Source organism: Streptomyces sp. NPDC086777 (assembly GCF_040702065.1).
GTDB lineage: Bacteria > Actinomycetota > Actinomycetes > Streptomycetales > Streptomycetaceae > Streptomyces.
Map to the genome: position 1 here is coordinate 132,510 of NZ_JBFBJI010000006.1, position 25,742 is coordinate 158,251.

Here is a 25,742-nt window from a genome sequence, read left to right on the forward strand (position 1 = left end):
TGGACTAGCCGTCCACCCGCACCGTGAACTCACCCTCGGCGACCCGCGCCCGCAGCGCCTCGCCCGGCTCCACCTCCGCGCCGTCGCGCACCACGTGGCCGTCGCCCTTCTGCAGCACCGCGTAACCGCGCTTCAGCGTGGCGGCCGGGGAGAGGGCCACCACGCGCGCGTGCGTGTGCGTCAGCTCGGAGTCGGCGCGGTCGAGCAGATGCCCGACGGTGCGCCGCGAACGGTCCACCAGCGAGGCGACGTGATCGGCCCGCTCGTCGACCATCCGGTGCGGGTCCTCCATGGCCGGCCGCGCCAGCGCGTTGGCCAGTCCCCGCTCCTCACGCGCCACCAGCGCCTCGACGCACCGCCGCCCCCGGTCCCGCAGCATCCGCACCCGTTCCGCCTCTTCCCCCACGTCCGGGACGACCTTCTTGGCCGCGTCGGTGGGGGTGGAGGCGCGCAGATCGGCGACGTAGTCGAGCAACGGGTTGTCGGGCTCGTGCCCGATGGCGGAGACGACCGGCGTACGGCACTCCGCTACCGCCCGCACCAGCTGCTCGTCGGAGAACGGCAGCAGATCCTCCACGCTGCCGCCACCGCGCGCGACGATGATCACATCCACCTCCTCGATCGCGTCCAGCTCCTTCACGGCCTGCACGACCTGCGGCACCGCGTGCACGCCCTGCACCGGCACGTTGCGCACCTCGAACCGCACCGCGGGCCACCGGTGCCGGGCGTTCTCCAGCACGTCCCGCTCGGCGGCCGAGGCCCGCCCGCACACCAGGCCGACCAGCTGCGGCAGGAACGGCAACGGCTTCTTCCGCCCGGCGGCGAACAGCCCTTCCGCGGCCAGCGCCTTCTTGAGCATCTCCAGCCGGGCCAGTAGCTCCCCGACCCCCACCGGCCGTATCTCGACGGCCCGCAGGGACAGCTGCCCACGCGGGGCGTACCACTCGGGCTTCGCGTGTACGACGACCCGCGCCCCCTCGCCGACCACGTCGGCCACGGCGTCGAACACCTGCCGGAAACACGTCACGCCGATCGAGATGTCGTACGACGGGTCCCGCAACGTCAGGAACACGACCCCCGCCCCCGGCCGCCGCGACAGCTGCGTGATCTGCCCCTCGACCCAGACGGCCCCGAGCCGGTCGATCCACCCCCCGATGAGCCGGGAGATCTCGCCGACGGGGACGGGAGCTTCAGCGGACGTGTTCAAAGCCATGCGCCGAGAGTAACGGCGCACACCGACAGCGCCCTCCAGCCCGTCCGGACACCGCGGACGAGGCCGTTCGGGCCGCGACGGGGCCCGGCGGCGCCGCACGACCAGCACCGCCGGCCCCGCCCCCGGACACACCGCCGCACCCCCGGCCACACCGCCCACCCCCGGCCACACCGCCCCACCACCTGTGCCGCCCCGGAGGCCGCCACGATCACCGCGACCGCGATCGCCGCCCCCGGTGTCTTCCGCCGGTCTCCCCGGGATGGTCACCCGGAGGAGATCTTCCACCCCCGAACGCGGCCTTACGATGGGTGCCATGACTGCTTCGCCTGGCCGCCGTGTCCTGCTCGCCGCCCCCCGTGGCTACTGCGCGGGTGTGGACCGCGCCGTGATCGCCGTCGAGAAGGCCCTGGAGCAGTACGGGGCCCCGATCTATGTCCGGCACGAGATCGTCCACAACAAGTACGTCGTGCAGACCCTGGAGAAGAAGGGCGCGATCTTCGTCGAACGGACCGAGGAGGTCCCGCCGGGGAACATCGTGATGTTCTCCGCGCACGGCGTCGCCCCCGTCGTCCACGAGGAGGCCGAGCGCGGCCGCCTCGCCACCATCGACGCGACCTGCCCGCTGGTCACCAAGGTCCACAAGGAAGCCGTCCGCTTCGCGAACGACGACTACGACATCCTCCTGATCGGCCACGAGGGCCACGAGGAGGTCATCGGCACCTCCGGCGAGGCCCCCGACCACATCCAGCTGGTCGACGGCCCGGCGGACGTCGCCAAGGTCGAGGTCCGCGACGAGTCCAAGGTCGTCTGGCTCTCCCAGACCACCCTCTCCGTCGACGAGACGATGGAGACCGTCGACGCCCTCAAGGAGAAGTTCCCGCAGCTCATCTCGCCGCCCAGCGACGACATCTGCTACGCCACGCAGAACCGCCAGCTCGCCGTGAAGCAGATGGGCGCCGAGGCCGAGCTGGTCATCGTGGTCGGCTCCCGCAACTCCTCCAACTCCAAGCGCCTGGTCGAGGTCGCCAAGCTGGCCGGCTCCCGCGACGCGTACCTGGTCGACTTCGCCGCCGAGATCGACGAGGCGTGGCTGGAGGGCGTGACCACCGTCGGCGTCACCTCCGGTGCCTCCGTACCCGAGGTGCTGGTCGAGCAGGTCCTGGAGTGGCTCGCCGAGCGCGGCTACGGCGACGTCGAGATCGTCAAGGCGGCCGAGGAGTCCATCACCTTCTCGCTCCCCAAGGAACTCCGGCGTGACCTGCGCGAAGAGGCGGCCACCCTGGTCGCCGAACGCGGCGGCACCGGCGCCGGCGCGTGACCGACGTCCGTACGACTGTGTGACCGGGGGCCCGTCCGACGTCGTGACTGTCAGTCGTACCACGTAACGTGGAGCCATGCAGATCTTCGGCGTGGACATCGGTGGTTCCGGGATCAAGGGTGCTCCCGTGGACCTGGACAAGGGCGACCTGGCCCAGGAGCGGTGCAAGGTGCTCACCCCGCACCCGGCGACGCCGGACGGCGTCGCCGACGGGGTCAAGCAGGTCGTCGACCACTTCGGGTGGAGCGGCCCGGTCGGCCTCACCTTCCCCGGGGTGATCACCGACGGCACCCACATCCGTACGGCGGCGAACGTCGACAAGAGCTGGATCGACACCGACGCGCGCACGCTGTTCAGCGAGCGGCTCGGCGGTCTCCCGGTGACCGTGGTCAACGACGCGGACGCGGCGGGCGTGGCCGAGATGGAGTTCGGCGCCGGCCGGGACCGCAAGGGTGTCGTCCTCCTGCTCACCTTCGGCACCGGTATCGGCAGCGCCCTGTTCGTCGACGGCGAGCTGGTCCCCAACACCGAGTTGGGCCACCTGGAGCTGGACGGCCACGACGCCGAGAAGAAGGCCTCCAGCAAGGCCAAGGAGGACGGCGACCTGACCTGGGAGCACTGGGCCCGCCGGGTCAACAAGTACCTGGCGCACGTCGAGATGCTCTTCTCCCCGGGCCTGTTCATCATCGGCGGCGGGGTGAGCCGCAAGGCCGACAAGTTCCTGCCGTACATCGAGGGCATCAAGGCCGAGATCGTCCCGGCCCAGCTGCAGAACAACGCCGGCATCGTGGGCGCGGCGATGCGCGCGACGCACCACGCCAAGTAGGCGGTACTCCGGCGCCGCGGCCTCGCGGCCTCGCGGCACCCCGACCCCGGCCCGCCTGCCGGGGTCAGGTCCGGCGGCGCCGGACCGCCCGGGCCGTCCGGATCATCCGGATCCGGCGGACGATGACGATCACCCCGGCGATCAGCGTCCCCCCGTAGAGCCAGCCGGCCTGCGTGGACAGGGCCGTCACCAGGCCCATCACCGAGCCCAGGAAACCACCGCCGCCGTCGTCGGCGACGGTCGGCAGGCCGACGGCGAAGGCGATCGGGATGACGACGGGAGCGGTCAGCAGGTCGCCCCCGCGCACCCACAGCGCGGCCAGCGCGGACACCAACAGGGACAGCACGCCGTACACGGTCAGGGACGCCCCGAGGAGCAGGTCGTCCAGGAAGCCGAGCGCGAGCATCGCGACCATGCAGAAGAGGCCGCAGCCGAGCCCCGTGAGCCGTGGGTTCGGCAGCCGCGCGGGCTGCGTCACCGGTGCCGGACGCGGCCTTCCCGGAGCGGGCCGGCGCCCTGCCGTCCCCGGCCGTGGTCTCGCCTGCGGAGGCAGCGGCGGACGGGGACCGCCACGACGCGGTCCGGGCTGTCGGGGTCGGGTCCTGTGATGCTCCACCGGACCAACCTAGGTCGGTTTATGTGCCCAGTCGCCGCCCAGACACGCCGAAACCAAGCCGAAGAGCGGCCCTTGGCCACGTGTTCGACGCGGCCGCCGGCAGGGTGCCCCGAACCCCGTAAACTGGTGGATCGGCCGGCCCGCCGGCACTGGCAGCCCCCCGGCTCACTCACCCACTCACTACGGGAAGTCGCAACGTGTCGCTCACGATCGGAATCGTCGGCCTGCCGAATGTCGGCAAGTCGACCCTGTTCAACGCCCTGACCAAGAACGACGTGCTCGCGGCCAACTACCCGTTCGCCACGATCGAGCCCAACGTGGGTGTCGTCGGCGTCCCCGACGCCCGTCTGGCCAAGCTGGCGTCGATCTTCAAGTCGGAGCGCATCCTCCCGGCCACGGTCGACTTCGTAGACATCGCGGGCATCGTGCGCGGCGCCTCCGAGGGCGAGGGCCTGGGCAACAAGTTCCTCGCGAACATCCGTGAGTCCGACGCGATCTGCCAGGTCATCCGCGCCTTCAAGGACGAGAACGTCGTGCACGTCGACGGCAAGGTCTCGCCGAAGGACGACATCGAGACGATCAACACCGAGCTGATCCTCGCCGACCTCCAGACCATCGAGAAGGTCCTGCCGCGTCTCCAGAAGGAGTCGCGCATCAAGAAGGACGTGGCCCCCAAGGTCAAGGCGGTCGAGGAGGCCAAGGAGATCCTGGAGAAGGGCGACACGCTCTTCGCCCACGGCATCCTCCAGGGCTCGGAGCGCGCCGAGCTCCTGCACGACCTGCACCTGCTCACCACCAAGCCGTTCCTCTACGTCTTCAACGTCGACGAGGACGAACTGGTCGACGAGGACTTCAAGACCGAGCAGCGCGCCCTGGTCGCCCCCGCCGAGGCGATCTTCCTCAACGCCAAGCTGGAGCAGGACCTCGCCGAACTCGACGAGGAGGACGCCCTGGAGCTGCTGGAGTCGGTGGGCGCCGAGGAGCCCGGCCTCGCCACCCTCGCCCGCGTCGGCTTCGACACCCTCGGCCTCCAGACCTACCTCACGGCCGGCCCCAAGGAATCCCGCGCCTGGACCATCAAGAAGGGCGCCACGGCCCCCGAGGCGGCCGGCGTGATCCACACCGACTTCCAGAAGGGCTTCATCAAGGCCGAGGTCATCTCCTACACCGACCTCGTCGAAACCGGCTCGGTGGCCGAGGCCCGCGCCAAGGGCAAGGCCCGCATGGAGGGCAAGGACTACGTGATGCAGGACGGGGACGTGGTGGAGTTCCGCTTCAACGTCTAATACGTTCGGCGAAGGGCCGTCTGACCTGCGGCGGAACGGGTTGGGCGGCCTTTGCGGTCCGCACATGGTCCACAGCGCGCTGGATGAGTCCGGCACGCGGGGGAGCGGATACGCCGCTTTGTCGACCGCCGTCTCGCCGTCCGCAGGGCGGTTCGCGTACGTCTTGGCCACGGTGGTCCGGGTCCGCTCCTCGGAGTCGGGCCGCAGGTGGGTGTACATGTTCAGCGTCATGGCCGCGTCGGGGTGGCCGAGGCGCTCGGAGACGGTCTTCACGGACTCGCCGTGCTGGGGAGGCGCTCAGTCCAGAGCAGCGGTCACAGCCTCGGACACTGCCGGCCCCGCCTCCTGGACCCGCTGACGCATGTCTCCTTCGTACAGCCAGGCGCAAGCCTCGATCGCTGGGTGGATCTCAGCCAGGATCAACGCCGCGCGCTTCGGCACGTGAGTTTCTTCCCTCCAAGCCGTTCCACAGCGATCGATCTCCTCCAGCAGCCGAAGGAACGCCTGCTCGTCGACCCCCCCGTTCATGCGCAGGGGGATCACAAAACGATCCGCCGCCTCTTCCAGACGACTGACCAGGGCTGTCTCCATGTGTGCCTCCGTCTTGGGCCGTTCGCAGCGCAGTCGGACGATCTCAGGTCCGTGCGGGGGAAGTAGTGGTCGAGGCGGGCGGTGAGGATCTCGGCGTCGGCGTGGGTGCCGAGGCGGGCCAGGGCGAAACAGAAGGCGCTGCCGGACTGGCAGACCTCGCCGGCGAGGAGGAAGTCGCCGAGGCGTTCGCGGAAGCTCGCGCGCCGGTCGACACCGATCAGCCAGGCGGCGGTGAGGCGCGAGCGCCATTCGTAGGGGCTTCGAACAGCGAAGCGCCCGGGTCCGTCGGCCTGACGGACCCTGGCGCCTGCCCGCGGCACCAGTGGCGGGGCGGGCGCGCCCTGGCGGGCGGCGGGTGGCAGGCGGTGCCCCGCTACCCGGTCTTCGCGCGCGTCACCTCGCCACCGGTGCAGGCCTCATCGCACCCCCTCCGCGTACGGCGCCACCGCGATCCGGTCGATCAGCGGGGCGTAGCGCGAGCGGAGCAGTACGCCGGGGAAGGTGTCCGAGGCGTAGGTCGTGCCGTCGAAGTCCGGCAGTTCCTCGGAGCGGAAGGCGAGCGTGTTCTGTCCCTTCTTGAGCTGGACGGGGACGGTCAGTTCCCAGAAGTCGTTCTGGTGGAAGGTGTGCGGGAAGGTGACCCGCTGGATCGCGCCGCCGTTGACGGAGATGTCGGCGTGGCGGGCGAGCGGGTCCGGGTTGTAGTGGGTGGCCTCGGACTGCTCGGGGTTGGAGTAGCGGACGCGCAGCGCGTACAGGCCGGCCTTGTCCGCGGCGACGGTGAACGTGGCGGTGTTGTCGTTGCCCGGGTCGCCGCCGATCCCGGTGATCGCCGTGCCGTCGGTGGCGAGTGACAGCGGGGTCAGGGTGGCCGAGCCGGTGAGCTTGGCGTCCTGTGCCTCGTACGTCCGTGTCCTGAGGGCGCCCTCGGTCGGGGTGACCGTCAGGCGGTCGACGATGGTGGCGCCGGAACCGCCGGTCACCGTGACCTTGTTGAGGCCGCCCGAAAGGGAGACCGCCACCGCGCGCCTGTCCTTGGACAGCCGCAGCACGTCATGTCCGTTGACGAGGACCCGGGCGTCCGAGCCGCCGAGGGTGTCGACGCGGAGGGTGGCCTCGCGGTCGGCGGGGGAGTAGACCCAGAAGGTCGCCGTCCCGTTCTTCGGGAGCCGGGCCGCGCCCGATCCGGTGGCCGCACGCTTGGGCAGGTCGTAGACGGGACGAGCCCCGCCGCTGAGCCAGGCCAGTTCACCCTCGTACACCTGAGTGCCGGCGGAGGCGTTCGGCAGGGACAGGGTGAGGCGGTCGACGATCGCGTCGCCCTTGGTGGCGCCCTTGCCGTCGAGGCTCTGCGCGGCGAGCGTCAGGGTGTGCTTGCCCTTGGTGAGACGGACCTTGGTGTCGGTGTGGTCCCACACCACCCACTTGTAGCCGAGCGGCAGATACAGCTCCTTTTCGCTGTCCGCCTGTCCGTCCACCCGCAGGAAGACGTTGGTGGGGCCTTGTTCCTTCACCTTGTCGTAGGTGTTGAGGGAGTTGGCGAAGACACTCAGGTCGTAGGTGCCGTCCTCGGGCACGTCCACGCTGAAGTCGAGCGTGACGTCCGAGCCGGTGCGCAGGCCGCCCACGTCGTAGCCGCCGGAGGTGTAGAACTTCGAGACGTCGCTCGTCGATCCCTCGGGGCCGTTCCTGGAGTAGCCGGACCCGGTGTGGGCCGCGTCCTCCGCCTCGTACGAACCCTGCCAGCGTACGGGCGATGACTGCGCGGCCTTCGCCTTCCCGGCCGGGCTGAGGACGATCTCGTACGCCGATGATTCCTTGAGCGCCGGCAGAGTGCCGTCGCCGAAGTCCACGACGACCGTGCCGTCGGCACCGACCTTGAGGTTCGTCTCCGTGACCAGTTTCGGGCCGGAGTTGTCGCCGACCTGCCCGCTCCAGTCGATCTCGCGCACCCAGGCGTGGACGGTCTTGCCGAAGACCTTCTTCGGGACGCCGGCGAAGGTGATGTGGCCCTTGCCGGTGGAGCCGCCGAAGAGCAGCCGCGTCTGCTTCTTCTTCTCGTCGAGCGTGGCCACTCCCTGCATGGTGTAGTTCTCACCCGGGAACGGCGGGGTCACCGCCACCGTGTGGCCGCTCATCGACGCGTACGAGTTGAGCAGCCACCACTGGCCGTTGCCGCGGTTGGACTGTACGGCGGAGTCGGAGAGGTTGCCGTCGATGTTCCAGTACGCGATGTCGGCGTCCACCTTGGAGTCCTCGATCGCGGAGACCCACTGGATCATCTGGCCGGGCACCGAGGTGTGGTAGTTGAAGGCGTACTCGTTGATGTTGATGGGGAGTTGGGTGCCCTCCCGGTCGGTGCCCTTGAACAGGTCCTTCTCCCACGCCCGGTACTTGGCGACGCTCTGGCGCACCGCCTCCGGATGGCTCAGCTCGTGCCAGGTGATGACGTCCGGGAGGGTGCCGGCGGCCAGGCTGTGCGCGAGGAAGCCCTTCACCTGGTCGAACAGGACACTGGTGTTGGGGCCGGCTATGCGGGCGTCGGGCATCTTGCCCTTGATGAGCTTGTAGGCGGAGTCCCAGGCGGCGAAGAAGTCCTTGGGGTCGTCGAGCCAGCTGACCTTGTCGTAGCTCCAGTCGCCGGTGCCGAACATGTTGCCCTCGGGCTCGTTGAACGGCACGAAGACGATGTTGTCCTGATACTGCTTCGGCAACTGGAGGACCTGGTCGACCTGCTTGGCGATCTTCCCCTCGTAGAGCTTGAGCTTCTCCGCGGGGGTGTCGCCCGGCCACTCGTACGGGAACCCGCGGTGGATGTCCGTCATGTAGATGTACACGTCACCGTTGGTGGAGTCGGCCAGCGGCTTCACCACATCCAGCGCGTCGGCACCCGGGTGCTGCGGGCCGTCCTGCGCCTTCGTGGAGACCGTGCGCAGGCCCATGCCCTCGATGAGGTTGTCGGTGGGGACGTCCGGTCCGTACACGCCGTAGAGGCTGCCGGAGGCGCCGCCGTGGAAGGAGCCGGTGTCCGAGCCGAGGCCGACGGTGAGCTGTCCCTCGTGGACCACGGTGACGGTCGCCTGCACCGTGCGTCCGGCCGCTGTGCCCGCCACCGTGAACGTGCCTGGCCGGGCGTACTTCTCGGCCGGTACGGCGTCCCAGACGATCGGCGTGTCACGGTCGTAGCCGTCCGAGTAGGAGGAGCGGACCGATGCGGGCAGGGAGGGGGCCGTCCCGGTGGTGGTGCGGCCCTCGAAGGACGTCTGTGACAGTGCCTGGAGCGTGGGAACGTCGCCGACCACACCCGCCACCTGCTCGGCGCTCAGCGCCGAGTGCCACACCGTGAAGTCGTCGATCGCGCCCTTGAGCAGCGGATCCGAGTAGAAGGACTTGCCGATGTAACCGGCGGCCGTGGCCGAACTGTCCAGCAGTTCGCTGGCCTTGACGCTCGTTGCGGCGGAGGACACCGCCACGCCGTCGAGGTAGGTCGTCAGGCGTCCGGCGGCGGTGTCCAGGGTGACGGTGACCGTCCGCCAGCCGTCGGCGGGCAGCGCCGCGTACCCGGAGACCTGTGCCTCCGCGCCCCCTCCGCCTGTGGTCACGGCGGTGCGCAGCACCCCGCCGTTGGAGGGGGTGGTGAAGAGGTACTTGTCGGTGTCGGTGCCCAGGTCGAAGATCCGCTGCCAGGCCGACTTGTCGTCGCTCCACTTCACGCGGGCCGAGACCGTCAGGTCGTTCGCGTCGCCGACCACGTCACGGGGCAGGCGGACGTACGAGCCGTCGGAGGTGGGCGAACCGCCGGGCAGGAACAGCGCCTTGCCGCCGCTCGCGCCCTCGACGGACTGCGCGTTGGAGGCGTTGACCAGGGTCGCCGTCAGGCCGTTGCCGGAGCTGTCGCTGATCTTCCCGGACGCGAGGTCGTCCTTGTCGAAGGTGTAGTGGGCCGTGGGCTGGGGCGTGTCGGCCGCGTGTGCGGGGACGGCCGGCGTGGCCAGCAGGCCCGCGCACAGGGCCAGCGCCGCGGCGGCCGGGGGCCGGCGCCGGGCTGATCTGTCAGCGGATGGCATGGGGTGTGTCCTCGATCCTCTGGGTGACGGGTCCCGGTCGGCCCGCCTCGGCCCCCGGCTGCTGGTCCGCATGCCGTTGTCGGTGAGGAGGATCCGAGGTGACGCGTTGTCGAATCGGTTCGATTGCATACGCCCCCGAGGTGAGGGCTTGGCCGGATGGCGGCGCCCCGCGTTCCAAAGGAGCGTGCGGGATGGGCTCCCGCCGCCGGAAGGATCACTTCATCGAACCGGTTCGCAGGAAGCTAGCACCGAGGAAATCTCGCAGCAATACCTCTGACACAAGCGAAGTCGGTGAAACTCATGTGGCGTTGGGGTTTTCGTGCTTTTACGGAAAGTGCCGCTCCGGGTATTGACAGCCGTCCGGCTTGTTCCTAACTTCACTTCACGCGAACCGGTTCGACGACCGGGCTGGTTCTCTCGAACCGGTTCGAAGAAGGAGTTCTCCGTGAACATCGGTGAGATCGCCCGGCGGGCCGGTGTCTCGCGGAGCACTGTGTCCTACGCGCTGAGCGGCAAGCGCCCGGTCTCGGACGACACCCGCCGGAAGATCCAGCAGGTCATCGACGATTTGGGCTACCGCCCGAACGCCAGTGCCCGCGCCCTGGCCAACGGCCGGACCAGCACGATCGGCCTGGTCTTCCCGCCGGCCGGCAACCACTACACCGGCATGCAGCTGGACTTCATCGGCAGCGTGGTCGAGGCCGCCGCGGCCTACGACTACGACGTGCTGCTGTCTCCCAGCGGCGTGGACAGCGACCGTTCATTCCAGCGGCTGCTGGGGGAACGGCGCGTCGACGGCGCGATCCTCATGGAGATCAGGCTCGCGGACGACCGGGTCGACCACCTGGCCGAGCTGGGCTTCCCCTCCGTCGCCATCGGCCGTACCGCCGACCCGGAGGGCGGCTGGTGGGTGGGCCTGGACCACACCGCGCTGGTGGAGGCGTGCGTCCACCACCTGGCGGACCTCGGCCACCGCAGGGTCGCCTTCGTCAACCGTCCCGAGCAACTGCTGCGGGCCGGCTACGAGTCCGCGCACCGTGGCCTGGACGGCTTCACCAAGGCCGCGGCCGAACGCGGGCTGACCGTGCGGACGTACAACTGCGGGGACGACGCCGCCTCGGGGCAAGCGTGCCTGGAACGGATCCTGCGGGACGACCCGGCCACCTCGGGGCTGGTCACGCTGAACGAGGCCGCGCTCGGCGGTCTCTACCGGGGGCTCGCCCAGGCGGGCCGCCATGTGCCGCGCGACTTCTCCGTCACCGGGGTCGTCGCCGGCCGGTGGGCGGAGACGGTGACACCGCAGCTCACCGCCGCCGACGTACCGGCGGAGGAGATGGGCCGTCTCGCCGTCGACCTCCTCGTCGAGCGGCTGGACGACCCCGGCGCTCCGGCCCGGAACCACCTGCTCGCACCGCCGATCTCCCTGCGGGCCAGCACCGGGCCGGTCTTCGGTACCCCCTGAGGCCGAAGGCCCGGGCCTCCCGACTCCACCACACTCCCGACCTCGACCCACGGGCGCACCGCCCACCACGACTCGCGGGCGTCTCCGTCCCAGCGCACCGAGCACCCGCATCCTTCACAGACGCCTTCGGCGTGCTCCGGCCCACCCCCGTCACCCTGTCACGGCACACCCGTGCCGAAAAGCGAAGGACCTGCCATGCACAGCACCTCCAGACAACGCCGTCTGACCGCCGTGGCCCTGACCACCCTGGCCGTGGCCGTCAGCGCCACCGCCTGCTCCTCCGGCTCTGGAAGCTCCGGATCGAAGGACGCGGCCGGCGGCACGTACACGGTCTGGGACCCGTACCCGCAGTTCGCCAAAGGCTCGGACTGGGCGAAGCTGCTGGACCAGTGCGGCACCAAGGCGGGCGTGAAGATCAAGCGGACGGCCTTCGACACCAGCGACCTGGCCAACAAGACCCTGCTGGCGGCCCAGCAGGGCAACTCCCCGGACGTCCTCATCGTCGACAACCCGGTGGTGTCGACCCTCGCCGAGGCGGGCGTGCTCACCACGACCGACGACAACAAGCTGGACACCTCCAAGACCGATGCCAACCTGCTCGCGGCCGGCCAGTCCGGCGGCAAGACCTACGGCACACCGATCGGCGCCAACACCCTGGCCCTCTACTACAACAAGGAGGTGCTGAAGAAGGCCGGCGTGGACATCTCCTCGGTCAAGGACTGGGAGTCGCTGACGGCGGCGCTGGCGAAGGTCAAGAAGGCGGGCAAGAAGGGCATCACCTTCTCGGCGATCGGTACCGAGGAGGGCAGCTTCCAGTTCCTGCCGTGGTTCTGGGGCTCGGACGCGAAGCTCACCGCACTCGACTCCGCGCAGGGCGTCACCGCGCTGTCCCTGTGGAAGGGCTGGCTCGACAAGGGCTACGCCCCGAACTCGGTGCTCAACAACACCCAGACCACCAGCTGGCAGGAGTTCGCCAGCGGTGACTACGCGTTCAGCGAGAACGGCACCTGGCAGCTCGCCAACGCCAAGAAGGCCGGCTTCGCCTACGGGGTGATTCCCGTCCCCGCCGCCGAGGGCGGCAACGCCGCGGCCCCCACCGGTGGCGAGTTCGTGACCGTCCCGGTCCAGAAGGACTCCGCCCGCTACGGCACGTCCCAGAAGCTGGTCACTTGCCTGACCAGCGGCGACGCCCTCTACAAAACCGACACCACGCTGTCCTACGTCGCCCCCACCAGCGAGGTCCAGGACAAGCAGGTGGCCGCGAACGCCGACCTGAAGCCGTGGGTCGAGGCCGTCCGGGCGGCCAAGGGCCGTACCAGCGACGACCTGGGCACCAAGTACCCGAAGATCTCCGAGCAGATGTGGAAGGCCGTCCAGGCCGCTCTCAGCGGCTCCAAGTCGCCCAAGGACGCGCTGTCCGAGGCGCAGTCGGCCGTCAAGTAACCAGGGATTCGCGGTCCGCAGATGAACGACACGAAACAGTTCCCGGACCGCCGGTCCGCGCTCGACCGGGTCGGGGCGGCCACCGCCCCCTCGACCCGGGCCGCGCGAGAACGGCGCCGTCCGGCCTCCCCGCAGTGGGCCGCCTGGGGCTTCCTCGCCCCGGTCACCCTCTACCTCGCCCTCTTCTACGCCTATCCGCTCTACCGCAACCTCGACCTGAGTCTGCGCGACTACACCGTCCGCTCCTTCGTCCAGGGCGACGCGCCGTTCACGGGCCTGGCGAACTACCGGAAGGTCTTCGACGACCCGGTCTTCGCGCCGGCCCTGCTGCACACCGCGGTCTTCACCGCCGCATGCCTGGTCTTCCAGTACGCAGTCGGGCTCGCCCTCGCGGTCTTCTTCAACCAGAACTTCCGGCTCTCGGCCACGCTCCGCGCCCTGTTCCTGGTCCCGTGGCTGCTGCCGCTGATCGTCTCCGCCTCCACCTGGTCGTGGATGCTCAACAGCGACTCGGGTGTGGTCAATGCCTTCCTGCACGCCGTCGGCATCGGGCCGGTGAACTGGCTGACCTCGCCGTCCTGGTCGCTCACCTCGGTGATCATCGCGAACATCTGGATCGGCGTCCCCTTCAACCTGGTCGTGCTCTACAGCGGTCTGCAGTCCATCCCCGGATCGCTGTACGAGGCCGCCGCCCTCGACGGCGCGAACGCCTGGCAGCGCTTCTGGCGCATCACCTTCCCGCTGCTGCGGCCGGTCTCCGCCATCACGCTGCTGCTGGGCCTCGTCTACACCCTCAAGGTCTTCGACATCATCTGGATCATGACCAAGGGCGGCCCGGCGGACTCGTCGACCACCTTCGCCACCTGGTCCTACCAGCTCGGCTTCGGCAATCTCCTGCCGGCCTTCGGCCCGGGTGCGGCCGTCGGCAACCTGCTCGTGGTCGCCGCTCTGGTGTTCGGCCTGATCTATGTCCGAGTCCAGCGAAAGCAGGCCCTGTCATGAAAGCAGGCGCTGTCATGAAAGCAGGCGCTGTCATGAAGACGGGCGCTGTCACGAAGACAGGCTGGAAGACGGCCGTCGGCCTGCTGTTGACCGGGGTCATGCTCTTCCCGGTCTACTGGATGATCAATGTGTCCCTCACCCGCGACCAGGACATGCGCAAGAGTCCGCCGGACCTGTTCCCGACCCACGGCACCCTGGCCGGCTACCGCTCCGTCCTCGACGAGCAGTTGCCCTACCTCGGCACCAGCCTCGTGGTCGCCCTCGGTACCGTCCTGCTGACCGTCGTCCTGGCCGCGCCCGCCGGTTACGCCCTGGCCAAGCTGCGCCCGCGCGGCGGCGGCGTGCTGAGCTTCGTCCTGCTGGCCGCGCAGATGATCCCCGGGATCATCATGGCGATGGGCTTCTACGCCGTCTACCTCCAGCTCGGCCTGCTCCAGTCCGTGCCCGGCCTGATCGTCGCCGACTCCACTCTGGCCGTCCCCTTCGCGGTGCTGATCTTCACCGCCTTCATGTCGGGCATTCCCGGCGAGCTGCTCCAGGCCGCGCAGATGGACGGAGCGAGGGCCCTGCGGACCTTCTGGTCGATCGTCCTGCCGATGAGCCGCAACGCCGTCGTCACGGTCTCGTTGTTCGCTTTCCTGTGGTCCTGGTCCGACTTCGTCTTCGCCAACACCCTGGTCAACGGCGGCGCCCAGGAGCCGATCACCCTCGGCATCTACCACTACATCGGCAACAACAACCAGCAGTGGAACGCCATCATGGCCACCGCCGTCGTGGCGTCACTGCCCGCCGCGGTCATTCTCGTCGTCGCCCAGCGCTATGTGGCGGCCGGTGTGACCACCGGCGCCGTCAAGGACTGAGTCCCCCGACCCGCCACGCCGGCCGCCCTCCCGCGCCGGCCGGCCGGAACCCCTGATCGAGAAACGAGTCACACCACATGACCGCCGCACTGTCCGGCCCGGCCTTCTCCGTCCACGACATCCCGTTCAGCGCGTACGGATCCTGGTTCGACATCTCGCCCGTGATCGCGGAGAAGACGTATGCGGAGGACCTCCACCTCGTCTCGCACCAGAACGGCATGCACGGTGTCCTGCGCCTGGTTCCCCTGGACCCGGTGGGAGGCGGGCGGGCCGAGACCCGCGTCGAGGCGACACCGGGCCTGCTCGGCTGGGCCGGCGAGAGCGGGCGCGTCGAGCTCGCCTACGAGGCCCCGGACACCGTACGCCTTCGGGGCAGCGGCCTGGACTTCGGCGTCTTCGCCGCCGTACGGACCCTCACCCCGTTCAGCGGAACGTACTTCTTCCACGACCCGGCCGCGAACGCGCACGTCTTCACCTCGTACGAGACCGGCCGCCGCTACCGGGTCACCGTGCTGTCCGGCACCCTCGCGCACACGCCCGGAGACCAGGCCCTGGGCAGCAGCGACCGCGGTGTCACCGTGACAGCGGAAGCGGACGGCGGCTGGGAGGTCGCGGTCGAGGAACTCGACACCGCTCGCCCGCCCTACGCATCCTCGGCGTCCTTCGACGACATCGCGTCGGCCGCGCGGGGAGCGTTCGCGGCTTTCGTGGACGCGGTGGCGCCCTGGCGTTCGGAAGCCACCCCCGCCGCGGAACTCGCTGCCTACGTCGTCTGGTCGGCGACCGTGGCGGCGAAGGGCCTGGTCACCCGGCCGGGCGTGCTGATGTCCAAGCACTGGATGGACAAGGTCTGGAGCTGGGACCACTGCTTCAACGCCCTCGCCCTGGCGTCGGGTGCGCCGGAGCTGGCCTGGGACCAGTTCCACCTGCCCTTCGACCACCAGGACGAGAGCGGCGCCCTGCCGGACTCGGTCACCCACTCGGAAGTCCTCTACAACTTCGTCAAGCCGCCCATCCACGGCTGGGCCTTCGGCCACCTGCGGCGCAGTCTGCCGACCCCCCTGGGCCGGGCCGAACTGACCGAGGTGTACGAGCGCCTGGAGCGCTGGACCGGCTTCTGGCTCACCGTGCGGCGCGCGCCCGGCGCCGAACTGCCCTACTACCAGCACGGCAACGACAGCGGGTGGGACAACGCCACCACCTTCGACCCCGGGCGGGTGGTCGTCACCGCGGACCTCACCGCCTTCCTCGTCCTCCAGCTCCGTGAACTCGTGACGTTGGCAGAAGAGTTGGACAGACCGGACGAGGTGAGCCGGTGGGCGGGGGTGGCCGAGGAGATCCAGGAGGCGCTGCTCGACCAGCTCTGGACCGGAGAGAGGTTCGTCGCGCGCTCGGCCGGTACCGGGGAGACCTGGAGCAGTGCCAGTCTCCTCGACCTGATGCCCATCGCGCTGGGCGAGCACCTGCCGGCCGAGGTCACCAGCGCGCTGGCCGACCACATCACGGCCCACCTGACCCCGTACGGCCTCGCCACCGAGCTGACCACCTCCCCGCACTACGTGGCCGACGGCTACTGGCGCGGCCCGATCTGGGCCCCCGCCACCGTCCTCGTCGAGGACGGCCTGCGCCGCGCCGGCCATCTCCGGCTGGCGGACGACATCAGCGCCCGCTTCCGCGCCCTGTGCGAGACCCATGGGTTCGCCGAGAACTTCGACGCCCTGACCGGCACCGGCCTGCGTGACCGCGCCTACACGTGGACCGCGAGCAGCTACCTCCTGCTCGCCCGTGACCATCACCTCCGCCTTGCGGGCACCGGGACCGACGACACCGTCGCCTGACCCGGGGGGAGAGCCCAGGAGCGGGTGGGCTCCCAGGACCGGCACTCGGCTCCTTCCTGGCTGCGGCGACGGTACTGCGCGCCGACGCCTTCAGGGCCGCGGGCGCCTCCACCCCCGACCGGTGCTCGGCGGCGAGGAGAAGCAGCTCGCCGCTGTCCCCGCCGCCGCCGGCTGGTGGCTGACCTACGCCGATCACTTGACGGCCCGTCATCAGCCGTCGGTCGTCAGGGACGCCACAACGCGCCGGGGCCACGGCATCCGCAACACGGGCAGCGCCGTCATGGCTCAACCGTGGCGACTCGGTGAGAAGCGGACCACGAGACGGTCAACGCGTGGCGGACTCGAACTGCCCTGTCCACCTGCTCACGGTTGACGCGATCGCCCCGCTCCGCGAGGGCCGGGCGGCCACCTGCCTCGTCCACCGTCCGGGCGGCCAACAGTTGCCGGGTGACGAGATGGCGGCTCGGGGGCGGAGGGAGGCGGCCCAGCCGCTGGAGGAAGGCGCTACGTTCATTCGGCCGCCGTATCGGTCGGCGGCAACGGGGCCCGGTCGGTCACCTGCTCTGAGCACCGCCTTCGACCGGCCCCGTCGCCAGTGCGGTTTCGGCGGCTGTCAGGGTTGTTCGGGTCTGGAGTGCCACCTGGTGGTGGACGGGTGTGCGGCGCAGCCGCAGGGAGTGCGCGAAGTCCGTGCACCAGGTGGTGAAGAGGTCGTCCAGGTCGCGGTGCAGGTCCGGGGCGGCGGGGTGGTCCGCCGCCCCGAGCAGGCGCAACAGGAGGCCCGCGGCGCGGAGCGGCTGGCGCCGGGCCACGACGTCCAGGGCGCAGACCTGGGCCGTCGTCACCCCCCGTGGGTCGTCGGCGGCCTGGCGGGCGAGGGGCTCCCAGGAGTCGGCGACCAGGTCGTAGAGGCCGTCGGCCATCCACTCCAGGACCCGGCGGGGCGGGCTGACCCGGGGCGGCGGCAGGAAGCCGCGGGCCTTGTCGAGTACGGCGGTCACCTGACGTCCGCCGTGCCGTACCAGGGCAGCCAGGTCGCGCAGCGCGCCGGCGGCATCCGGGTGCGGGGACGGGTCGGCGGCCAGGTCGCTCGCCCACATGGGCACTTCGACGATCGCGGTGACGCCGCCGTACCGCTGCGGGGCGCACCAGGTGGACAGGCCGATGTTCTCGGAACCCGCCGCCAGCCGCGCCGTGCTCTGTGGCGGTGGCAGGACGTAGATCCCGGGGCCGGGGTTCTCCCAGTACAGGGCGTCGAACGTGCCGCGCTGGACCGGGATGCCGAGCTCCGCCGCGGAGGTCCGGAAGGGGGCGGCGAGTCCCGGCAGGGCGCCGGTCAGCTGGACCCAGCCGCCGCCCGCCTCGACGCCGTGCAGGGAGCACTGGAGGAACGGCCGTAGCTCGTCGATCACGTCGAACAGCGCCTGGCTCTCGGGGAGTTGCCGCGACTCGATCGGCGCCCACTCCGGCTGCTCCGCCCCGACCGGGCGGTAGGCGGTGCGGTAGTAGTCGTACACGGAGGGTGCGGGCCCTGCCGTGGCCTCCTCGAGCCCCTGGCTCAGGGCGGCGCCGTCCGGGTCGAGGCACAGGACGATGTCCCAGGTGACGAGGTCGGGATCGGTCGCCGGGGACGCCTGGTCGCCGCGTGCCACCTGCTCCGCCAGGGCGAGTGCGGTCGTACCGCCGACCGGCTCGTCGGGGTGCGGGCGGGCCACCACCAGGGCGTGCCGCGGTCCGTGTCCCACGGACAGCATCTCGATCGGGCGGCCCGCGCGGGACGTCCCGATCCGGCGCAGCCGGACGGCTCCCGGGTGTCGGGACACCAGCCGCCGCGCCGAGTCGGTGACTTCCGCGACCGTGAGGTACCGGTCCATCATCCGCGTCTGATCACGACCCGCCGTTGCCACCGCTGTCGCTGGTGGTCTCCTTCTTGTCGAGCGGCCGTATCTCGATCTTGTTGGCCATGCCTTTCCTCCTGTCACCGGCTGTGTCTGCCGTGGTCGAGGTGCTCTTGTCAGAGTTGGCTCGTCCGACAACTCTTGTCAACGTCCGTTTTTGTGCGGGTGGTTGGGACTGACGAGATTGGCGCGAAGATGACGGTGCGCACCATGCGGCGGCCCCGGATCAAGCCGGAACACCGGGCCTACCGGACCGTCGACGGCCACGTCCGGATCGGGAGCGTCGTGCACGGCATCGGCGCCGAGGTCCGCGACCCCGACGGCTGGGTGTGGACGCTGGTCGAGGCCATGGACGGGACGCGGGACACCGCGGACATCGTCGCCGAGGTGTCCCGCCGCCACCCTGAACTGCGGCTGCCGGCACCGGACATCGTCCAGGCGATGACGGACCTGGCCACGGCCGGATACGTGGAGGACCACGGCGCCGCACCGCCCGCGGAGCTGTCCGCGCGGGAACGCGAACGCTACGGCAGGGGCATGGCCCTGCTGCGCTGGATGGACCTGCGGCCCAGGGAGAGTGCCTGGGAGCCGCAGCTCCGGCTGCGCCGGGCCCGGGTGCTGCTGGTCGGCGTCGGCGGCACCGGCGGCGCCGCCGCCCGGGACCTGGTGGCCTCCGGGGTGGGACGGCTGCACTGCGTGGAACCGGACGTCGTCGAACTGTCCAACCTCAACCGGCAGACCCTCTTCCGCGAGCGCGACCTCGGTACGCCCAAGATCGACGCGGCCCTGGCGGCGCTGCGCGCCCTGAACTCGGACACGACGGTCACCGGCGAGCGCCGCGAGGTGTGCGGCCCGGCGGACCTCGAAGACCTGCTCGCCGGTGCCGCGGACGACTCGGGCGGCGACTCCGCCGACGGGGCTGCAGGCGGTCCGGTGCGCGGATCGGTCGGCGGCTCGGTGGGCGGATCGGTCGGCGGTCCGGTGGGCGGTCCGGTCGGCGGCTCGGTCGGCGGCTCGGGGTACGACGTGCTCCTCCTGGCCGCCGACCGGCCCCCGGTGATCCGCAGATGGGCCAACCAGGTCTGCCTGGCCACCGGCACGCCGTGGGCCGAAGCCGGTTACCGCGGCCCGCTGGTGAGCGTCGGGGTCTTCACGCCCGGCCGGGGCGCGTGCTGGGAGTGCCTGCGCAGCGCCGAGATCGAGCGGCGCGATCTGCGGCTGGCGCCCGGCCAGGACGAGGAGGTCGCCTCGCCCCGCATGCCGTGGAACCCGGTCAACGCCGTGACCGCGGGCCTGTCCGGCAGCCTGCTGGCCCATGCCGCGCTCATGCTGCTGTGCGGGATCCCGCCGATCGAACCCGGATACCGGTCCGGCCTGAACCTCATGATGCCCGGCGACCCGCTCATGCAGCGCTCGGAGCGCCGCCCCGACTGCCCCGCCTGCGGTACGGCAGGGACGGCAGGGACGCCCCGGGTGGCAGGCACGGCAGGGCCGCCCGGGACGGCCGAGTCGGCAGGGGAGTCCGAGTCGGCCGGGGACCTCCCGTGACGGACAGCGCGGCGCGGGACCCGGCGCCGATCGAGCCGTCGGCCCGTGTCCTGCTGCACGACCTCGGGATGCGGCAGGACCGGGACGAGTGGATCGTCGGCCGCATGGCCACCCGGACCTTCGTCGCCCTGCCGGCGGTCGGCGCACGCGCGGTGGCACTGCTGGGCGAGGGGCTGAGCATGGCCCGCACCGCGGAGGTCCTGCGGGCCGAGACCGGTGAGGAACTCGACATACCGGACTTCGTCCGAGACCTGGCGGCCCTGGGGTTCGTGGCGCGGATCGGGGACCACCCGGTCCCGGACACCGACCCGCCGCGGGCGTCCTTGCCGTGGCTGCGTCCCCACCACGTCCGGTACGCCCTGCACCCGGCGCTGCCCGTGCTCGTCGGAGCACTGCTGCTGGCGGCCGGCGTCGTCCTCGCCCGCCGCCCCGATCTGCTCCCCGGCTACCGCGACCTGTTGTGGAGCCCGCACGGCAGCCTGGTCCTGCTCACCGGGGCGGCCGCGGGCTGGACGCTGGTGCTGGCCCACGAGCTGGCGCACCTGGTCACCGCCCGCGCGGCGGGGGTGCCGGGACGGATACGGCTGGGCACCCGGCTCCAGTTCCTCGTCATGCAGACCGACGTCAGCGGCATCGAGCTGGCACCCCGCCGGCACCGGCTGACGGCCTACCTGGCCGGCATCGCCCTCAACCTCTCCGTCGCGTCGGCCGTGCTCCTGGTCCTCGCCCGCACGGACCCCGCGACGACGGCCCACCGGCTGCTGGCCGCGGCCCTGCTGCTGGCGCTGCTGCCGCTGCCCTTCCAGTTCATGGTGTTCACCCGGACCGACCTGTACTTCGTCCTCCAGGACCTCACCGGCTGCCGGGACCTGTACGGCGACGGGCTCGCCTACGTCCGGTACGTGTTCCGGCGGACAAGGCGGGGGCCGGGCGGCGGTGCCGCCGGTGACCCGAGCGTCCGGCTGCCCGCGCACGAGCGCCGGGCAGTCCGCCTCTACAGCGTCGTCCTCGTGGCCGGGACGGCGGCCTGCCTGGCCTTCATGGCGGCCGTCACCCTGCCCGCCGACGTCACCCTGCTGGTCCGTGCGGCCCGCGGACTGGGTCCCGGCCACGGCCTTGCGGCCAACGCCGACTCCGCGGCGGTGCTGGTCACCCTCGGCGGCGTCAACGTCCTGTGGCTGGTCACCCGGTGGCGCAACCGCCGCTCGCGCGGACCCGGCCGGAACCGCCCGGACTGACGGCGGAGGCCGACCGTCCCCAGGGGCTTCCCGGCCGGTGATCACGACGGCGCCGTCGAGGCCGGCGCAACCAGCCGGACGTGCTGAGGAGCTGCCCGGTCTCCAGCACACCGGCGAGCGCGGCAGCGCCCGCTACCCCGACTCCCGCACCCGCAGCTCCGCCCCCACCACCAGCTGGTCGACAGGGAGCGGCTCGCTGCCGGTGAGCAGGCGGGCCGCCTGTTCGACGGTGAGCGCCCCGAGGCGGCGGGTGTCCAGGGCCACCGTGGTCAGCGGGGGGTCGACCAGGGTGCCCAGCTGCAGACCGTCGAAGCCGATCACGGCGAGGTCCCGGGGGACCTGCCTGCCGAGCTTGCGTGCGGCGCGCAGCGCCCCTATGGCGATGATGTCGTTGAAGGTGAAGACGGCCGTCAGGTCCGGGTGCCCGGCGAGGAGTTCCTGAAGGGCGCTCTCCCCGCCCTCGACGCTCTGGTCGGCGCGGGCCACGGAGTCCGAGTCCAGTCCGCACGCGGACATCGCGGCGTCGAACCATCGATGCCGGATGCTCGGTTCGGACCGTTCGGCGTGTTCGAGCATGCCGATGTGCCGGTGCCCCGCGGCGGTCAGGTGCCTGATCGCCGCGTGCACGCCGCTCTCGCCGTCGATGCGGATCGAGCTGAACCGCTGGGTGCGGTGCTCGCGGTCGATCAGCACCACGGGAAGGCCCCGGGTCAGCTTGTCGATCTCGTCCTCGGGCAGGCTGAGGTAGCCCACGACGGCGTCGACCTGGGCGGCGATCACCTCCAGCGTGCCCCGCTCCTCCTCGGCCCGGTCGCCGGTGTCGTACACGACGACGTGCCAGCCGCGGTCCCGGGCCGCCTCCAGCGCGGCCGCGGCGACCTCGGTGAAGAACGGGTTGAGCAGGTCGGGGATCACGAGGCCGACGCTTATGGTGTCCTGCCGGACGAGCCCCCGGGCGAACCGGCTCGGCCGGTAGCCGAGTGCCTGGGCGGTGTCGAGCACACGCTGTTTGGTGGAGGCGCCGATCTCACCCTTGTCGTTCAGCGCCCGTGACACGGTCTGCCGGGACACGCCCGCGGCCTCGGCCACATCGTCGATCGTGACCCTGCGGGGTCCGGTCCCCGACGACGCCATCACTCACCTCCGCGTAATTGCCGACGCGCCAGCGTCGCAGGGACACCGAGTATGCCCCGGTGCGTTGAAACCTTGACACTCCGGCGTTCGGAAGCCCACACTCCCAATCGCTCCCGTTACCGCTCCCGTGAGCGCTCACGTTACCGCTCACGGAACCTGATTCCAACCAGAAGGCATCCGCCTCCAGGTGTCAACGTCGACCCCGCCTGGGCCCGTAACCAGGCGTTCTCTGGAACGGAAGATATGAGAAGCACAACCACGCGCACCCGCCTCGTCGCAGCAGCGGCGACCGCAGGCATCGTCGTACTCGCCGGGTGTTCCTCGTCCGGTTCGTCGGACAAGGCGTCCGCCTCCTCCTGCGAGCCCGCGAAGGGCAAGGTCACCCTCCAGTACTGGAACACCGTTCCGGGCATGGACAAGGTCGTCGACCTGTGGAACAAGAAGCACCCGGACATCCAGGTCCAGACGAAGAACATCTCCAACGACCAGTACGGCACCCTCGGCAACGCCCTCAAGGCGGACAAGGCCCCGGACCTCGCCCAGGTCGGCTACGACGAACTGCCCGACCTGCGCACCCAGAGCGCCTTCGTGGACGCCTCCGCCTGCAAGGCCGCCACCGCGGCCAAGTCGAAGTTCGTCCCGTGGACCTGGTCGCAGACCAGCTTCGGCGGCACCGGCGTGTTCGCGATCCCGCAGGACACCGGCCCGATGGCGCTGTACGTCCGCAGCGACCTCTTCAAGAAGTACGGCGTCGCCGTCCCCACGACCTGGGACGAGTACGCGGCGGCCGCCGAGAAGCTGCACAAGGCGGACCCGAGCCTCGACATCACGTTCTTCGACCCGAACAACGCCGAGTGGTTCAACGGGCTCCTCTGGCAGAACGACGCCAGGATGTACGGCTACTCCGGCGACAAGTGGCAGGTCAGCGTCGACTCGGCGCAGAGCAAGCAGGTCGCGGACTACTGGCAGAAGCTGATCTCCGAGAAGGTCGTGCGCACCGACCTCGCGCACGGTTCGACGCAGATGTACGCGGCATACCAGAAGGACCAGCTCGCCACCTACGTCGGCGCCGGCTGGGGCTACAGCATGTTCCGCGACAACCTGCCCAAGCAGGCCGGGAAGTGGTCGATCGTCCCGATGCCGACGTGGGGCGCGAACGGCGCCTCCGGTGACTGGGGCGGCTCCACCGTCGCGTTCATGAAGGGCGGCAAGCACCTCTACGAGTCCGTCGAGTTCAACACCTGGCTGAACACCGACCCGGACGCCCTGGCGCTGGAGAACAAGCTGGGCGGGCTCTACCCGGCGGCCACCGCCGGCCTCGACCTGCCCGCGCTGCAGCAGGGAGTGCCGTACTACAACAACGAGAAGATCTTCGACGTCTTCGCCGACGCCTCCAAGAAGATCGACACCAGTTTCGCCTGGGGCCCCACGCAGAAGACCGTGAACCTGGCCCTCCAGGACGCGATGGCCAAGGCCGCGGCAGGCAGCGGCACCCTCAGCGACGCGCTCGCGACCGCGCAGGCGGCCGCGCTGAAGTCGATGAAGGACCAGGCGATCCCGGCGACGGCGGGCAAGTGACCGCGGTATGACCGACTTCGCAACCCGCTCGGCCGGCGTGCGAACCACGCCCTGGGGCCGCCGTCGCCCGAACGGCGGCGGCCCCAGGGCGGCCACCGTCGCCGCCTTCGTGACCCCGTTCTTCCTGCCCTTCCTGCTGTTCTACCTGGTGCCGGTCGGCTACGCCCTCTGGCAGAGCTTCCGCGTCGTGCGCCGCTCCGGCGGCCAGTACGGCACGTCGTACACGACCTTCGGCGGCTTCGAGCAGTACGGGCAGGTACTCCAGAACACCGAGTTCTGGTCCAGCATCGGCCGCATCGGACTGTTCGGCATCGTGCAGGTGCCGGTCATGCTCTTCGTGGCCCTGATCATCGCGCTGCTCCTCGACACGCCCCTGCTGCGGGCCAAGGGGCTCTTCCGCATCGTCGCGTTCATGCCGTACGCGGTACCCGGCGTGATCGCCGCGATCATGTGGTCGTACCTCTACTCGCCCCAGCTCAGCCCGGTCGTCGACCTGCTGAACGGCATCGGGCTGCACCCCGACTTCCTCGGCCCCGGCGCCGTGCTCTGGTCGGCGGCGAACGTCTCCACCTGGCTGTGGACCGGCTACAACATGCTGATCATGTTCTCGGCGCTGCAGTCGATCCCGCAGGAGCTCTACGAGGCCGCCAAGCTCGACGGCGCCTCCAACTGGACGATCGCGTGGCGGATCAAGGTGCCCATCATCGCGCCGTCGATCGTGCTGACCACCGTCTTCTCGATCATCGGCACGCTCCAGCTGTACGCCGAGCCGGCCGTGCTGCGGCAGATCTCCTCGAACATCTCCAGCACGTTCACGCCGAACATGCTCGCCTACACGGTGGCCTCGGGGAACAACTACCAGCAGGCCGCGGCCATCTCGGTGGTCATCGCCGTCATCACCTTCGTCTTGAGCTTCGGGTTCATGCGACTGACCTCGAAGAAGGCCGGACTGTGAGCACACCGACCGTCAACCGCGAGAGCCGGGTCAGCCGTACCGCCGCCATGGGGCTGATGCTGCTCCTGGCCGTCTACTTCCTGCTGCCGGTGTACTTCCTGGTCGTCGCCGCGACCAAGCCCCAGGGCGACCTCGCCGCCACCAACGGCCTGGCGTTCTCGCACTTCAACCTGTTCGGCAACCTGCACACCCTGTTCACCCGCAACGACGGCATCTTCGGCCGCTGGGCCCTCAACACCGTCCTGTACGCGGTGCTGGGCGCGGCCGTGGGCACCCTGATCTCCGCGCTGTGCGGCTACGCCCTCGCCAAGTTCCGGTTCCGCGGCCGGGAGTTCCTGTTCTCCGTCATCCTCGGCGGCGTCCTGGTGCCCACCACCGCGCTCGCCCTGCCGCTGTTCCTGCTGTTCTCGGCGACCGGGCTCGTCAACACCTATCTCGCGGTGTTCCTGCCCAGCATCGTCAGCCCGTTCGGCGTCTACCTCGCGCGGATCTTCGCCAACGCCTCGGTGCCGCAGGAGCTGATCGAGTCGGCGCGGCTGGACGGTGCCGGCGAGTTCAGGATCTTCTTCTCGGTGGGCTTCCGGCTGATGACACCGGCCCTGGTGACCATCTTCCTGTTCCAGTTCGTGGCCATCTGGAACAACTTCTTCCTGCCGATGGTCATGCTGCAGAAGGAGTCGCTCTTCCCGATCACGCTCGGCCTGTACGAGTGGAACGGCCAGACCGCCCGCTCCCCGCTGCTCCAGGAGTCCATCATCACCGGCTCGCTGGTGTCGATCCTGCCGGTGATCGTCGTGTTCATCCTCCTCCAGCGGTTCTGGCGCACCGGCCTGGCCGCCGGTTCCCTCAAGTGACCCCCCACGCACAGC

General features: G+C 70.4%; 20 protein-coding genes and 2 pseudogenes. 14 read left to right on the top strand and 8 right to left on the bottom strand.

The genetic code is table 11. The features are described 5' to 3' along the window. Positions 1-4: 4 nt before the first annotated feature. Entirely contained in the window at positions 5-1,213 is a 1,209-nt protein-coding gene (xseA, locus tag AB0472_RS11125) for an exodeoxyribonuclease VII large subunit (RefSeq protein ID WP_366355394.1), read from the bottom strand. A 304-nt stretch (positions 1,214-1,517) separates the two neighbouring features. Here xseA and AB0472_RS11130 point away from each other — a divergent pair, with 304 nt between their 5' ends. Continuing rightward, entirely contained in the window at positions 1,518-2,531 is a 1,014-nt protein-coding gene (locus AB0472_RS11130; RefSeq protein WP_366355396.1) for a 4-hydroxy-3-methylbut-2-enyl diphosphate reductase, read from the top strand. A gap of 76 nt (positions 2,532-2,607) precedes the next feature. Continuing rightward, positions 2,608-3,357 (top strand): polyphosphate--glucose phosphotransferase, encoded by a 750-nt coding sequence (gene ppgK, locus AB0472_RS11135; protein ID WP_366355397.1) that lies wholly within the window; start codon positions 2,608-2,610, stop codon positions 3,355-3,357. A gap of 64 nt (positions 3,358-3,421) precedes the next feature. Here ppgK and AB0472_RS11140 read toward each other — a convergent pair whose 3' ends face one another. Beyond that, positions 3,422-3,835: a DUF6542 domain-containing protein gene (locus tag AB0472_RS11140; RefSeq protein ID WP_366355399.1), complete on the bottom strand. Its 414-nt coding sequence runs from the start codon at positions 3,833-3,835 to the stop codon at positions 3,422-3,424. Between the two features lie 335 nt (positions 3,836-4,170). Here AB0472_RS11140 and ychF point away from each other — a divergent pair, with 335 nt between their 5' ends. After that, on the top strand, positions 4,171-5,259 hold the full coding sequence (gene ychF, locus AB0472_RS11145) for a redox-regulated ATPase YchF (RefSeq protein WP_366355401.1): 1,089 nt from the start codon (positions 4,171-4,173) through the stop codon (positions 5,257-5,259). Between the two features lie 111 nt (positions 5,260-5,370). On the opposite strand, the pseudogene AB0472_RS11150 reads toward ychF, so the two are convergent. From AB0472_RS11150 to AB0472_RS11165, 4 genes and pseudogenes are all read right to left on the bottom strand, one after another. Continuing rightward, positions 5,371-5,547, bottom strand: a pseudogene (locus AB0472_RS11150) (site-specific integrase); the annotation flags it as partial. Between the two features lie 9 nt (positions 5,548-5,556). After that, positions 5,557-5,850 carry a hypothetical protein gene (locus AB0472_RS11155; RefSeq protein WP_366355403.1) on the bottom strand — a complete coding sequence of 98 codons (294 nt, stop codon included), beginning with the start codon at positions 5,848-5,850 and terminating at the stop codon, positions 5,557-5,559. Next, positions 5,799-6,170, bottom strand: coding sequence for a DUF6000 family protein (locus tag AB0472_RS11160; protein WP_366355404.1), 372 nt, complete (start codon positions 6,168-6,170; stop codon positions 5,799-5,801). Before AB0472_RS11160 ends, AB0472_RS11155 begins: the two co-directional genes overlap by 52 nt. Positions 6,171-6,266: 96 nt before the next feature. Then, complete coding sequence (locus AB0472_RS11165; protein ID WP_366355406.1) at positions 6,267-9,917, bottom strand: LamG-like jellyroll fold domain-containing protein; 3,651 nt, start codon at positions 9,915-9,917, stop codon at positions 6,267-6,269. Between the two features lie 445 nt (positions 9,918-10,362). On the opposite strand from AB0472_RS11165, the gene AB0472_RS11170 reads away from it, so the two are divergent. From AB0472_RS11170 to AB0472_RS11195, 6 genes and pseudogenes are all read left to right on the top strand, one after another. Continuing rightward, the gene (locus tag AB0472_RS11170; RefSeq protein ID WP_366355408.1) at positions 10,363-11,379 is read left to right on the top strand and encodes a LacI family DNA-binding transcriptional regulator; all 1,017 of its coding nucleotides are present in this window, start codon (positions 10,363-10,365) and stop codon (positions 11,377-11,379) included. A gap of 195 nt (positions 11,380-11,574) precedes the next feature. Then, entirely contained in the window at positions 11,575-12,822 is a 1,248-nt protein-coding gene (locus tag AB0472_RS11175) for an extracellular solute-binding protein (protein WP_366355410.1), read from the top strand. A gap of 21 nt (positions 12,823-12,843) precedes the next feature. Then, positions 12,844-13,824 (top strand): sugar ABC transporter permease, encoded by a 981-nt coding sequence (locus AB0472_RS11180; protein WP_366355412.1) that lies wholly within the window; start codon positions 12,844-12,846, stop codon positions 13,822-13,824. A gap of 32 nt (positions 13,825-13,856) precedes the next feature. Beyond that, positions 13,857-14,684, top strand: a complete 828-nt coding sequence (locus tag AB0472_RS11185) for a carbohydrate ABC transporter permease (protein WP_366355414.1) — start codon at positions 13,857-13,859, stop codon at positions 14,682-14,684. Positions 14,685-14,761: 77 nt separating this feature from the next. Then, entirely contained in the window at positions 14,762-16,522 is a 1,761-nt protein-coding gene (locus AB0472_RS11190) for a glycogen debranching protein (RefSeq protein ID WP_366355416.1), read from the top strand. Positions 16,523-16,551: 29 nt separating this feature from the next. Further along, positions 16,552-16,790, top strand: a pseudogene (locus tag AB0472_RS11195) (glycosyltransferase family 2 protein); the annotation flags it as partial. A 286-nt stretch (positions 16,791-17,076) separates the two neighbouring features. On the opposite strand, the gene AB0472_RS11200 reads toward AB0472_RS11195, so the two are convergent. Continuing rightward, a complete protein-coding gene (locus tag AB0472_RS11200; RefSeq protein ID WP_366355707.1) occupies positions 17,077-18,396 on the bottom strand; it encodes a M14 family zinc carboxypeptidase in 1,320 nt (439 codons plus the stop codon). 219 nt (positions 18,397-18,615) lie between these two features. Between AB0472_RS11200 and AB0472_RS11205 the strand changes: the two genes are divergently transcribed. Both AB0472_RS11205 and AB0472_RS11210 read left to right on the top strand, forming a co-directional pair. Beyond that, complete coding sequence (locus tag AB0472_RS11205) at positions 18,616-19,968, top strand: ThiF family adenylyltransferase (RefSeq protein WP_366355418.1); 1,353 nt, start codon at positions 18,616-18,618, stop codon at positions 19,966-19,968. Beyond that, positions 19,965-21,206: a hypothetical protein gene (locus tag AB0472_RS11210; protein ID WP_366355419.1), complete on the top strand. Its 1,242-nt coding sequence runs from the start codon at positions 19,965-19,967 to the stop codon at positions 21,204-21,206. Before AB0472_RS11205 ends, AB0472_RS11210 begins: the two co-directional genes overlap by 4 nt. A 132-nt stretch (positions 21,207-21,338) precedes the next feature. Here AB0472_RS11210 and AB0472_RS11215 read toward each other — a convergent pair whose 3' ends face one another. Next, positions 21,339-22,340 (bottom strand): LacI family DNA-binding transcriptional regulator, encoded by a 1,002-nt coding sequence (locus tag AB0472_RS11215; protein ID WP_366355421.1) that lies wholly within the window; start codon positions 22,338-22,340, stop codon positions 21,339-21,341. A gap of 243 nt (positions 22,341-22,583) precedes the next feature. Here AB0472_RS11215 and AB0472_RS11220 point away from each other — a divergent pair, with 243 nt between their 5' ends. The 3 genes from AB0472_RS11220 to AB0472_RS11230 are packed head-to-tail and all read left to right on the top strand — an operon-like array spanning position 22,584 to position 25,727. Further along, positions 22,584-23,918 (top strand): ABC transporter substrate-binding protein, encoded by a 1,335-nt coding sequence (locus AB0472_RS11220; RefSeq protein WP_366355423.1) that lies wholly within the window; start codon positions 22,584-22,586, stop codon positions 23,916-23,918. 7 nt (positions 23,919-23,925) lie between these two features. Continuing rightward, positions 23,926-24,873 (top strand): sugar ABC transporter permease, encoded by a 948-nt coding sequence (locus tag AB0472_RS11225; RefSeq protein ID WP_366355424.1) that lies wholly within the window; start codon positions 23,926-23,928, stop codon positions 24,871-24,873. A gap of 47 nt (positions 24,874-24,920) precedes the next feature. Beyond that, complete coding sequence (locus tag AB0472_RS11230; RefSeq protein WP_366355709.1) at positions 24,921-25,727, top strand: carbohydrate ABC transporter permease; 807 nt, start codon at positions 24,921-24,923, stop codon at positions 25,725-25,727. Positions 25,728-25,742: the final 15 nt, after the last annotated feature.

What these genes read in the sequence shown, in the direction of transcription:
- AB0472_RS11155 (WP_366355403.1), bottom strand. Translation starts at nt 5,850, where the DNA reads ATGGAGACAGCCCTGGTCAGTCGTCTGGAAGAGGCGGCGGATCGTTTT.
- AB0472_RS11230 (WP_366355709.1), top strand. Translation starts at nt 24,921, where the DNA reads ATGGGGCTGATGCTGCTCCTGGCCGTCTACTTCCTGCTGCCGGTGTAC.
- AB0472_RS11215 (WP_366355421.1), bottom strand. Translation starts at nt 22,340, where the DNA reads ATGGCGTCGTCGGGGACCGGACCCCGCAGGGTCACGATCGACGATGTG.
- AB0472_RS11225 (WP_366355424.1), top strand. Translation starts at nt 23,926, where the DNA reads ATGACCGACTTCGCAACCCGCTCGGCCGGCGTGCGAACCACGCCCTGG.
- xseA (WP_366355394.1), bottom strand. Translation starts at nt 1,213, where the DNA reads ATGGCTTTGAACACGTCCGCTGAAGCTCCCGTCCCCGTCGGCGAGATC.
- AB0472_RS11190 (WP_366355416.1), top strand. Translation starts at nt 14,762, where the DNA reads ATGACCGCCGCACTGTCCGGCCCGGCCTTCTCCGTCCACGACATCCCG.
- AB0472_RS11130 (WP_366355396.1), top strand. Translation starts at nt 1,518, where the DNA reads ATGGGTGCCATGACTGCTTCGCCTGGCCGCCGTGTCCTGCTCGCCGCC.
- ppgK (WP_366355397.1), top strand. Translation starts at nt 2,608, where the DNA reads ATGCAGATCTTCGGCGTGGACATCGGTGGTTCCGGGATCAAGGGTGCT.
- AB0472_RS11200 (WP_366355707.1), bottom strand. Translation starts at nt 18,396, where the DNA reads ATGGACCGGTACCTCACGGTCGCGGAAGTCACCGACTCGGCGCGGCGG.
- AB0472_RS11175 (WP_366355410.1), top strand. Translation starts at nt 11,575, where the DNA reads ATGCACAGCACCTCCAGACAACGCCGTCTGACCGCCGTGGCCCTGACC.
- AB0472_RS11165 (WP_366355406.1), bottom strand. Translation starts at nt 9,917, where the DNA reads ATGCCATCCGCTGACAGATCAGCCCGGCGCCGGCCCCCGGCCGCCGCG.
- AB0472_RS11180 (WP_366355412.1), top strand. Translation starts at nt 12,844, where the DNA reads ATGAACGACACGAAACAGTTCCCGGACCGCCGGTCCGCGCTCGACCGG.
- AB0472_RS11185 (WP_366355414.1), top strand. Translation starts at nt 13,857, where the DNA reads ATGAAGACGGGCGCTGTCACGAAGACAGGCTGGAAGACGGCCGTCGGC.
- AB0472_RS11205 (WP_366355418.1), top strand. Translation starts at nt 18,616, where the DNA reads ATGACGGTGCGCACCATGCGGCGGCCCCGGATCAAGCCGGAACACCGG.
- AB0472_RS11220 (WP_366355423.1), top strand. Translation starts at nt 22,584, where the DNA reads ATGAGAAGCACAACCACGCGCACCCGCCTCGTCGCAGCAGCGGCGACC.